This window comes from Hymenobacter daeguensis (genome assembly GCF_054780555.1).
This window is the reverse complement of record NZ_BAAGWC010000066.1, coordinates 1-817: the sequence shown is the minus strand read 5'-3', so window position 1 is coordinate 817 and position 817 is coordinate 1. Positions and strand designations below refer to the sequence as shown.

The 817-nt window shown below is 61.0% G+C and carries 1 pseudogene; it reads right to left on the bottom strand.

The annotated features are described in order from the left end of the window. Positions 1-20: 20 nt before the first annotated feature. Positions 21-745 (bottom strand): annotated as a pseudogene (locus ACYVHT_RS23300) (IS5 family transposase); the annotation flags it as partial. Positions 746-817 lie beyond the last annotated feature (72 nt).

Below are 817 nucleotides of genomic sequence, written 5' to 3'. Positions count from 1 at the left end.
CTAGAGCGTGAGGACAATTATCAGCGGAGCCAATCGAGGGCGGCGGCCACATGCCAAAAAGCGAGAAAGGACACGACGGTTTTATCATAGCGGGTGGCCAGCCGCCGATACTGTTTCATACGGCCGAAAAAGCGCTCGATTTTGTTGCGGTCGCGGTAATATTCTTCGTCGAGCGCGACCGGCTCCACGCGGTTGGGCCGGTTGGGAATGACGACGGCAATGCCCTTTTCGGCGCAGTAGGCCCGGTTGGCGTCACTGTCGTAGCTCGTATCGGCAATGACCATGCGCGTGTCGAGTCCCTCAAGCAAGCCCAATGCCTGCGGACAGTCGCCCGCCTGCCCGGCGGTGGCCACCAGGCGCACGGCATTGCCCAGCGCATCAATGCAAGCGTGCACCTTCGTGCTCATCCCGCCCCGGCTACGGCCCAGGCACTCGGTCACGGGGTCGCTTTTTTTTGGCCCGCCGAGTGCTGGTGGGCCCGCAACACGGTTGAATCAAGCATTACCCAGTCCAGTTCCGGCGCTTTTAGGGCCTCGAAAACGGCCTCCCATACTTTTTTCTGGGCCAACCGACGGAAGCGGCGGCAGACGGAGTTGGGCTTGCCAAACCGCTCGGGCAGGTCGGCCCAGGCCGCGCCCGTGCGCAGCAACCACACCACGGCATTGAAAAACAGTCGATTATCCAGGGCCGTTACGCCACAGTCCGTCGCTTTGCCTGGTAGCAGCGGCGCGACCAATGCCCATTGACGGTCTGTAATTTCGTGGCGGTGCATGGGCGATTACTGATTTAGCGAAAGGTAATTGTCCTCACGCTCTAG